The sequence below is a fragment of the Neobacillus jeddahensis genome (genome assembly GCF_000612625.1).
Lineage (GTDB): Bacteria > Bacillota > Bacilli > Bacillales > Cytobacillaceae > Neobacillus > Neobacillus jeddahensis.
The window spans coordinates 23,309-31,935 of record NZ_CCAS010000047.1; the positions used below are offsets into that span (position 1 = coordinate 23,309).

The 8,627-nt window shown below is 38.6% G+C and carries 8 protein-coding genes and 1 pseudogene; 7 read left to right on the plus strand and 2 right to left on the minus strand.

Annotation, left to right across the window (positions count from 1 at the left end; all coding sequences use genetic code 11):
• Window positions 1-45 precede the first annotated feature (45 nt).
• The 5 genes and pseudogenes from TY15_RS17305 to TY15_RS25210 form a co-directional block, all read left to right on the plus strand.
• A complete protein-coding gene (locus TY15_RS17305) occupies window positions 46-327 on the plus strand; it encodes a YggT family protein (protein ID WP_040206020.1) in 282 nt (93 codons plus the stop codon).
• 127 nt (window positions 328-454) lie between these two features.
• Window positions 455-1,870 carry a hypothetical protein gene (locus TY15_RS17310; protein WP_040206021.1) on the plus strand — a complete coding sequence of 472 codons (1,416 nt, stop codon included), beginning with the start codon at window positions 455-457 and terminating at the stop codon, window positions 1,868-1,870.
• Between the two features lie 150 nt (window positions 1,871-2,020).
• On the plus strand, window positions 2,021-3,061 hold the full coding sequence (locus TY15_RS23280; RefSeq protein WP_052353823.1) for a GGDEF domain-containing protein: 1,041 nt from the start codon (window positions 2,021-2,023) through the stop codon (window positions 3,059-3,061).
• A 581-nt stretch (window positions 3,062-3,642) separates the two neighbouring features.
• Complete coding sequence (locus TY15_RS23770) at window positions 3,643-3,822, plus strand: hypothetical protein (protein ID WP_074432834.1); 180 nt, start codon at window positions 3,643-3,645, stop codon at window positions 3,820-3,822.
• A gap of 108 nt (window positions 3,823-3,930) precedes the next feature.
• Window positions 3,931-4,443, plus strand: a pseudogene (locus tag TY15_RS25210) (DUF2812 domain-containing protein); the annotation flags it as partial.
• A 713-nt stretch (window positions 4,444-5,156) separates the two neighbouring features.
• Here TY15_RS25210 and TY15_RS17335 read toward each other — a convergent pair.
• Window positions 5,157-5,570, minus strand: a complete 414-nt coding sequence (locus TY15_RS17335) for a GNAT family N-acetyltransferase (RefSeq protein WP_040206024.1) — start codon at window positions 5,568-5,570, stop codon at window positions 5,157-5,159.
• Between the two features lie 166 nt (window positions 5,571-5,736).
• Here TY15_RS17335 and TY15_RS17340 point away from each other — a divergent pair, with 166 nt between their 5' ends.
• Window positions 5,737-6,813: an undecaprenyldiphospho-muramoylpentapeptide beta-N-acetylglucosaminyltransferase gene (locus TY15_RS17340; protein WP_040206025.1), complete on the plus strand. Its 1,077-nt coding sequence runs from the start codon at window positions 5,737-5,739 to the stop codon at window positions 6,811-6,813.
• A 104-nt stretch (window positions 6,814-6,917) separates the two neighbouring features.
• Entirely contained in the window at window positions 6,918-7,409 is a 492-nt protein-coding gene (locus tag TY15_RS17345; protein ID WP_244440953.1) for a GNAT family N-acetyltransferase, read from the plus strand.
• 479 nt (window positions 7,410-7,888) lie between these two features.
• Here the strand turns inward: TY15_RS17345 and TY15_RS17350 are convergent, their stop codons facing one another.
• Window positions 7,889-8,377, minus strand: a complete 489-nt coding sequence (locus TY15_RS17350) for a nucleoside deaminase (protein ID WP_042375043.1) — start codon at window positions 8,375-8,377, stop codon at window positions 7,889-7,891.
• Window positions 8,378-8,627: the final 250 nt, after the last annotated feature.

The following is an 8,627-nucleotide window of genomic DNA, read 5'->3' on the forward strand; positions in this document are numbered from 1 at the left end:
GAGAAAGCTGTTTAACAAAAAAATTAATAGACAGGAAGAGAAAATTTGGGCTCAAGTATTTTACAAGTCGGACAATATATGTATGATATTTACTATTGGTTAATTTTAATATCCATTTTTGGTTCCTGGTTTCCTCAATTCTCTTCAACAAAAGTGGGAATTTGGATTGGGAAATTAGTGGATCCATACCTATCGATCTTTAGAAAAATTATTCCGCCACTCGGGATGATTGACTTTTCCCCTATCATTGCGTTATTTGCCTACCGCTTTTTGGCTGGGTTTGCACTTCAAGGTCTGCGCCAGGTAGTCGTGATGATCGGTCTATAATTTTCAGCTCTTCAAGGAGTAAGTGGTATCCGATAAGGGATGCTCCTCACTCCTTTTTGTGCGTTATGGTATAATGAATAATGAAAGTCATACCATAGTATCTATGATGAATGGGGGCAAAGTTAACATGAATAAAGGAATAAACCTACCAACAGAGGTATCAATCAAGGATAAAAAGCAAGTTGAGAAAGGGAATGTCAGACGGGCGGCGATCTTTGCACGAAGTAAGGTAATCGAAGTCCAGACAGAAACTGCTGAATGCTATTATCTTTTGTATTATAAGAATTCTCTTATTTATGGTGCTAAGCTTGGAAAAGTAGTAGAAGGCACGTTTATTCATAAGGCATTGAATGAAGGGATTATCATTGAATCACCTCATCCCCTTTTAACGGCATTACACCCCCATGGATCGATTACGATTCCTAATAAAAACAAGCTATTCTCCCAACTCCAACTCCATTATTCTTTACAGGAACTTGCTTACATTACCACCACACTTGACTCATTTTTTGAAAAGGATCAGCTTATTAGTATCATAGACAAAGTCTTCTTTCACTTTAGAAGAAGCGGGAAATTTATGAAATCCTATCAGATTCTCCTCTTATTAAACGATTTTTCACCTTCATTAAAGTCTGTTCAGGAGCGTATGGGCTCCCGCGAATTCCATTCATACCGGGATTTTTACCAGTCTGACCTACCATCCATCCTAACCAAGGACCCTCTATTTGTGGAACGACACTGTTTTCATCATCGGGCACAACCAGAAAAACGCTTATTATTAGCGGATATCTTGAGTAAGCAGGATAGTTTAGTATCGTTATTGCTATGGCTGGAGAATGCTGATCAACAGCAAAGTTCGGATACCATAACACAATATACTGATCTTGCCTTGCAGTTTGTCACCATGGAAGAATGGATCTATGTATTAGGTCAGATGAAGATTAATCCGGTTCGCGTCTTGCCTGATACAAAAAAAGTTTTAGAAAAAATGCTTCAAAATGGGGAACATGAGAAAGCAGCCCTATGCCTGTTTCATTTCATTGCGGACCTGCCTTCATCATATGATCCCCTTCTCGAGACCATTTGGGATCATTCCAGTTGTGAATTTATCCTTTCCCATCTGGACGAGTTTGTACCCTTCTTACAGCACCTGCCCCATCCGGAAAGTACTCGAAAGGAAGAAGAAAAAATTTATCAATTGGCCGTCCGGCTCCTGGAAGAGCATGGGGTCCTCGTTGTTCATGAAAAACTGCGCTCTATTTCAAAACTTTTCCCACATTCACAAGTGATTAGAAAGATAAATGAAATGATTAAATTAGTGGAGAACCCTGATAAAATGATGGAGTTAGGGGATTACTACGCTGAGTTTAAACAATTTGATAAGGCGATCGATTGCTTCTTCTGGGAAATGGAACTACAACCACAAAATCCTTTCCCTGTACGGAAAATCAGTAAAATGTATCAATATAAAGGGTTAGCAAAAGAGGCCGCAGCCTATCAAAAAATTTATGATCAGTTAAAACGTAATCAAGAAACAGGCTGATTTTTTTCTCTTCATACAAGAATTTTATATTAAAATTGAATATTATTGATTACAATAGATACGTAAATATTCCTATTTTAATCGAAGAAGTGACGATACTAAATTACACCTAACTAATCGGGATAGATTTGTTGAGGAGAAGATCATCTCATGTTTAAACAATTTGAATCACTGCATGAACTCAAGAGGAGCGTATACTTATGGGTGACTCCATGTATATTTCTCGCACTTAGTTTAAATATATTGATACAGGGTGGGTTCGAAGAAGATAAACTCTCTTTTATCATAGATAATATATTAGCCGTCTGGCTTGTTGTCAGTTGGTTTTTGTTTTATAAAAATCTTCATATTCGCTTAAGTGAATACGTCAGTTTATTAATAGTTAGTGTTTATCATGTTTCAACCTTCTTCGATGTGGTTCATTATTATTTACTCAAATCGGGTGGCTCTTTAGGGGATTTTATTGTTTGGATGCCAGTCTATGTTATGTTTATTTTTTTAGCGTTAGGGACAAAACGAGGATTTCTTTTCTCCATCGCTATATTCGCGATAACATTAGTAGATGGACTGATGCAAGTAAACAAGCTTCCGTCTGAATCGATTGATTCTTTATTGCAGTATTATGCAGCTAATTTTGTTTATATTATTGTCTTTTTTTATGCCCAACAGATGTTTAAAGCATTTGCTAAAGCGGAAATGTTTAAAAAGTATGCCTATATTGATGCGTTAACGGGGATTGCTAATCGTCATCTTATTGATGAATGGTTGGAAAAAAAACTATTGAAATCAAAAGAAATGAAAGTGGACTTCTCTGTTATCTTTTTTGATATTGACTATTTTAAGAAAGTAAATGATGTGTACGGTCATAAAACGGGCGATTCTATTTTAATCGAGTTAGCAGAATTAATAAAAGCTATTCTACCTGCCTGTGACTTGTTCGGTCGCTGGGGCGGTGAAGAATTTATTGTGATTACTGATGATACGGGAGAGAATGCGAGTAAGCTTGCGGAACTTATTCGAGCCCGTATTGAGGAGCATGATTTCAAAGTAGTCGGAAGTTTGACAGCAAGTTTTGGAGTGGCGGATTCTCGGTTCGAGGACACCATTGATTCACTCTTGAGTAGAGTTGATGAGGGATTATATGAATCAAAGAAGCGTGGTAGAAATCAAGTTACAGTAGTTCAAACTTAACTGTGGGCACTATTCAAGTGAATAGTGCCTTTATTATTTTTTCTGAGAGCATAACATTTTTTTAGCGAACAGGACAAGGTTGGGGGTTTTGCCATTTCATTTTACTGAGAATTTCATATTTTATAAGGAAGGAATCTATTTCTATTCATTAGTACTGTACAAAACTATGTTAGGGTGGTGGAACGAGTGCCAAAAAATCGGAGAAAAAGTCCATTTGCTTTGTGCATTTTCCCCGGATATAGATGGTGTGGGCCAGGCTGTAGTGGACCTGGGGCGCCTATAAATGATGTGGATGCATGCTGCCAAAGACATGACCGTTGCCTGGACCGAGGGATTTCACCCTGCCAGTGCGATGCTGAGTTTATGAATTGCCTCCGTTCCAAAAGGAATAGCTATACGGAAAAAGGTAGGAAGGCAGCACTCATGTATGATTTTATGAAAGTGAAGACATCGCTCACGTGCGGCGGGCAGCATCGTATTTAAAACAAATATATCGAAGTAGTAAAAGCAGTTTCATTGAAAACTTCATCCATTTCGGTAAATATTATAGTAAAGGTGAAGATTTCGAAAGGGCGAATGAGATGTATTTCATTTATTGGTTTGTAAAGGCATCCCTTCTTCTGTTAATCCTCTATATTGGAAGTGTCTATTTAAATGATCTTGGTCTATGGTCAGTAGTTATTGGGGTGGGTGTATTTTTAGCCGGGAATGGGTTGATCAATAGAATAATGGAACAGTACATTAAGAAGACTGATGATTAAGGATGAAATACACAAGACTAAGGCCGTATGGGAAAACCATACGGTGTTTTTTTTTATACAGTTGACATATATAGTTAAACTGTACTCGTAGGGAAGTCTTTCGGATACAAGTTTCGTCGTACTACCCCTGAAAGTGCTAATATTAAAATTGATTTCCGGATCTTCAAGACACAAGCAGATTTTATCGATTACTGTACTTTATTTGAGGATAGCGGCTGGAAGCATATTGCCGGTACGAAAAGTTCAGGATCCCAGTATTTTAAAAAGCTCAGTACTGAGGCGGATGAAGACATTTTTTCAGATATCGATTCCAAGGCTAGCAGGTATAAAAGGCTGTCAGAGATGTATATCTCTCTTTCTATGTGCTATCTGCCAATCTTTGTGGCTTTAATCATGACGGGTGCCATTCACGGTGAGGCATTATGGAACCCGAAGTTATTATATCTCACACCGGGAATTTGGGAGAAATCTGGATTGGATTTTTGGGGCGCCTTTTTGTTTGAAACACCTTTTGCATTCTTCAGAGGAGTTACCTGGTTGCTCTTTCCGGCCTTAATCGTTCTATTTCTTATCTTTAGTTCCAAGGCGGAACAGCGCTATCGGAAAAGCAATAAGTTGTGACATGGTCATCTTTGTGTGATGCTAAAAGAGTAAAGCGACGGGGAAAAGAAAATTTCTGGGTTTTTCCGATAAATGAGCGAGTGGAAAAGGTCTATGCGAAATATGGATGGGGTCGTAAAAAATAGAAGATGCCATTCAGCTATTATTCTATTCACTATTTGGAAATTTATTTAGGATAGAGAATGTGATTTGTTCGTCTGTCCAAAAAGCAAGAATTCCTTTAAGTAGGAACAAGAGAAGGTAAGAGTGCATCCCTTATCTGTATCGGAAAAATACTGTATAAATGAATACGAAAAAGTGTGAGTGAAGTTTCCCGGACTTACAAGATTGAGCTGCAAGGGCTTCGATATTGGCGATTACTTGGAATTAAAAATGTAGTGCGCATTCTATTTTAGCTGAAGTCAGCTAAAATATGAAAAAATATTGTCACCCTCCTAGCAAAACTAGGTAAAGTTGATTGGAGCGGAAGGCGTTCGACTCCTGCGGGAGTACGGTGCAGGTGAGATCCCACAGGCGCAAAGCGCCGAGGAAGCTCACCGGAACGCCCGCGGAAAGCGAGCGCCTGGAGCGGAGATCCACTTTCACTGACACACTTAAAAGCTTCTAAATCTATAAAATTTTAGAGTTTAAAAAAACTTGCCGAGAAAAATCCCTTTCTCGACAAGCTGGAAACAGGATAAGCTTTTGGACTTATCCTGTTTTTTTATATAAACTCACTTTTTCCGAGGAATCATAAATCCATTTTCAACTTTATTGAAACCAATTAGAGGATAGTACTCCATTGCCGAAGGGGCAGATAATAACAGCAAGGTTACTTCGTCGCCAATCTGGTCTTGGACCCGTTTGACTAATTCCTTGCCAATTCCCCGCTTTTGATAGTTTTTGTCCACGGCTAAATCAGATAAATAACAGCAATAGCTGAAATCAGTAACTGCACGTGCTACACCCACTAATGCTTGTTGATCCCACGCTGTAACGATAAGATCGGCCTGCTCAATCATTCGCTGCAAGCGAGGCAGGTCATCGACAGGTCTTTTTATTCCTGACGATTTGAATACATTTGATAACTCCTCCGGCGTAACAGCTGCGCCTACCTTAAAGGTAATCCCCTCATTTGCACGATTCATCCTTTACATCATCCCCTTGTTCTTTATATGTTGAGTATAGGAAAAAAAGGATCATAGTGAAAGAGTTACATACAAATTTATATCTAGATTCTGTTTTTAAATGGAATTTTTTACCGAAATCTCTTATAATAAATTGCAAATCATGCTGAGACTTCCAGGAGGAGCTATGGAGAAAAAAACAATCGTGTTTACCGGTGGTGGTTCTGCCGGTCATGTCACTCCCAATATAGCAATCATCAATGAGATACGTACTGAGTGGACCATTTCCTATATTGGTTCGAAAAAAGGGATTGAGAAGGAATTAATCGTTAAAATCGATATCCCTTATTACGGGATAAGCAGTGGCAAGCTTCGCCGCTATGTAGACGTTGAAAATGTGATCGATCTTTTTCGGGTCATCAAAGGGTGTGTGGAGGCTCGAAGGATTCTGAAAAGAGTAAAACCGGACCTCGTCTTTTCCAAAGGCGGGTTTGTATCAGTTCCCGTCATCCTTGCGGCAAGATCGTTACATATCCCCATTTTTATTCATGAAAGCGATATGACACCAGGCTTGGCTAATAAAATTTCTCAACGGTTTGCGACGAAAATTTTTACCTCTTTTGAAGAGACGAAAAAATTTTTTCCGAAAAGTAAAACCATGGCGATCGGTTCCCCCATTAGACGCGAGGTGTTGATGGGGTCAAAAGAAAAAGGAAGACGATTTTTAGACTTTCATCAAGGCCGCCCGATCTTAACGATTATGGGAGGAAGCTTAGGGGCCAAGAAAATTAACGAGGTGGTGCGAACAGCATTACCACAGCTAAGAGCGACGTATCAAATTGTCCATTTGTGTGGAAAGAATAACGTAGATTCCAGTTTATCCAGCCTGCCTGGGTACAGACAATTTGAATATGTACATGAAGAATTACCGGATATACTTGCTGCAACAAATATAGTCATTACAAGAGGTGGATCGAATTCTATTTTTGAATTTCTAGCGTTAAAAATCCCTATGTTAATTATTCCACTTAGTTTGCAACAAAGCCGAGGCGACCAGATTGTGAACGCAAAAGCATTTGAAAAAGAAGGATTTTCTCAAACGTTAGCCGAAGAAGACCTAACAAGTGAATCGTTAATCAAGTATGTAGGGAAGGTCGAGAAAACGAGTGACATGATTCGAAGCAAAATGAATGCATCTCAGCAAACCAATGGCCTGCAAGTTCTTGTCGATGAAATTAATAGAATGGGAAAAAATACTAATTAATTTTTCATCTTATTATCATGATCGTTTTTATTTGTGGAATCAGTAATTGGATCCTGTTAATGGTCTGATTAACCTTGAAACAATAATGAGTGGAAAAATGGGGGATGAAGTTGCTTAAGACGGAAAGATGTGTGCTTAGATCGTTTCAGGAAGAAGATTTTTTTGATGCAAAAAAGTTATTTGTTGATCAGAAAGTGAGACGATACCTGGGAGGGATCCGCCAGGAAGATTCTATTCAAGCGATCTTAGATGAAATGCTTCATCCAAGAGATGACTCCTACTACTGGGTAATCAGAGAAACCGAGACAGGTGAATTTATTGGATTGATTTCGCTTGACCCACATCATGATAGTAATGATATCGAAATCTCCTATCAAATTTTACCTGAATGGTGGGGAGCAGGTTACGCTACTGAGGTTGTTCAAGAGATGATCGATTATGCGTTTAATGAATTGAATCTATCAAAAATTATTGCCGAAACCCAAACGGCGAATCTCTCCTCCTACAAGTTGTTAGAGAGAGTAGGAATGAAGTTTGAAAAAACAGTCACTCGTTATGGTGACGAGCAAGCCATCTATTCGATTCAATCTATTTGAATATGTTTCTTCGAAAGAATCTACCTAGAAAACTAGTAATTTCATCATCCCAATGCCAACGGAATTTCGGTATTGGGATTTTTTGAATTAGTAGAAACTTTGGTGCCTGACACCCTATCTACTGCCTTTGGGTTAATAATGGTGGTTAGATCAAAAAGGACAAAAAAAGAGATCGGTGTCGGCACCGATCTAAAATGGGAAGTTTTAAGAAATGAGCTCTTTGAACTATTTCCTAATTAAGATACTCTTATCATATTGAAATCTTGTGTAGAAATTATAGTGAAGTTATGTGGAAGTTGTGAAGATTTCACTCTTAGGGCAAAAAAAATAGATTGGTGAAAGCACCAATCAAATTATGGGAAGTTTTAAGAAATGAGCTCTTCGAACCATTTCCTAATTAAGATACTCTTATCTTAAGATAATCTTATGTAGAAGTTATAGCGAAGTTGTGTGGAAGTTGTGAAGATATCCACGCATCATTACGACGGCTTGCGTCCATGTAAAACAACTTCTGCCATAAAAGGCGAATAAGTCCTTAAAAGTCGCTCTGATTCTTCAGCTAATACACCACCTTGATAATGGTGCAGCCGTTTTTTTATGTATGGGGTTGAATCGATGAAATGTGCCATTTCCATGTACTTATCCTTAACGGAAAAAACAACATTCCGGATATTTGCCAGCGTGATGGTGGATAGACACATCATACAGGGCTCAACAGTGGTGTACAGAATACATTCACGGGCATGCTTTCGTAAATAGGAGGCACATTGATTCATGGCGTTTATTTCTGCATGGGCAAGCTCGCTATCCATGGTATCAATTCGATTGGATCCTCGCGATAGGATGGTGCCGTTGTGGACAATCACCGCACCAATTGGTCGGTCTCCACGTTTTCCTGCCTCTTCTGCTTCCTTTAATGCCTCTTTCATAAAGAAATGATGATCGAATTCATGAAAATTGGTAATCATTATCACACCTGCCTCATTCAACTTTTTTCCTATAATATAAAAATATCAAAAATTTAAAAATATGTTAATGCTATTATTCACATTTATGCTGATCGATATGGACAATTATCTATTCCATTTTATCGACGTGGACATACACTAGTTAGCAATCAGTTACAAAAGGAGGGAATAGGATGGAAAGACAATTTGGAGGGTCTCCAGGACAGGGCTACCAGCATGGACATGGCAGTTATAATCCAGGTCAAGGCTA

Excerpts from the sequence above, each read along its gene's own strand:
- TY15_RS17310 (WP_040206021.1), top strand. The coding sequence starts at position 455 with ATGAATAAAGGAATAAACCTACCAACAGAGGTATCAATCAAGGATAAA.
- TY15_RS23770 (WP_074432834.1), top strand. The coding sequence starts at position 3,643 with ATGTATTTCATTTATTGGTTTGTAAAGGCATCCCTTCTTCTGTTAATC.
- TY15_RS17350 (WP_042375043.1), bottom strand. The coding sequence starts at position 8,377 with ATGATTACCAATTTTCATGAATTCGATCATCATTTCTTTATGAAAGAG.
- TY15_RS17335 (WP_040206024.1), bottom strand. The coding sequence starts at position 5,570 with ATGAATCGTGCAAATGAGGGGATTACCTTTAAGGTAGGCGCAGCTGTT.
- TY15_RS23280 (WP_052353823.1), top strand. The coding sequence starts at position 2,021 with ATGTTTAAACAATTTGAATCACTGCATGAACTCAAGAGGAGCGTATAC.
- TY15_RS17345 (WP_244440953.1), top strand. The coding sequence starts at position 6,918 with ATGAAGTTGCTTAAGACGGAAAGATGTGTGCTTAGATCGTTTCAGGAA.
- TY15_RS17340 (WP_040206025.1), top strand. The coding sequence starts at position 5,737 with ATGGAGAAAAAAACAATCGTGTTTACCGGTGGTGGTTCTGCCGGTCAT.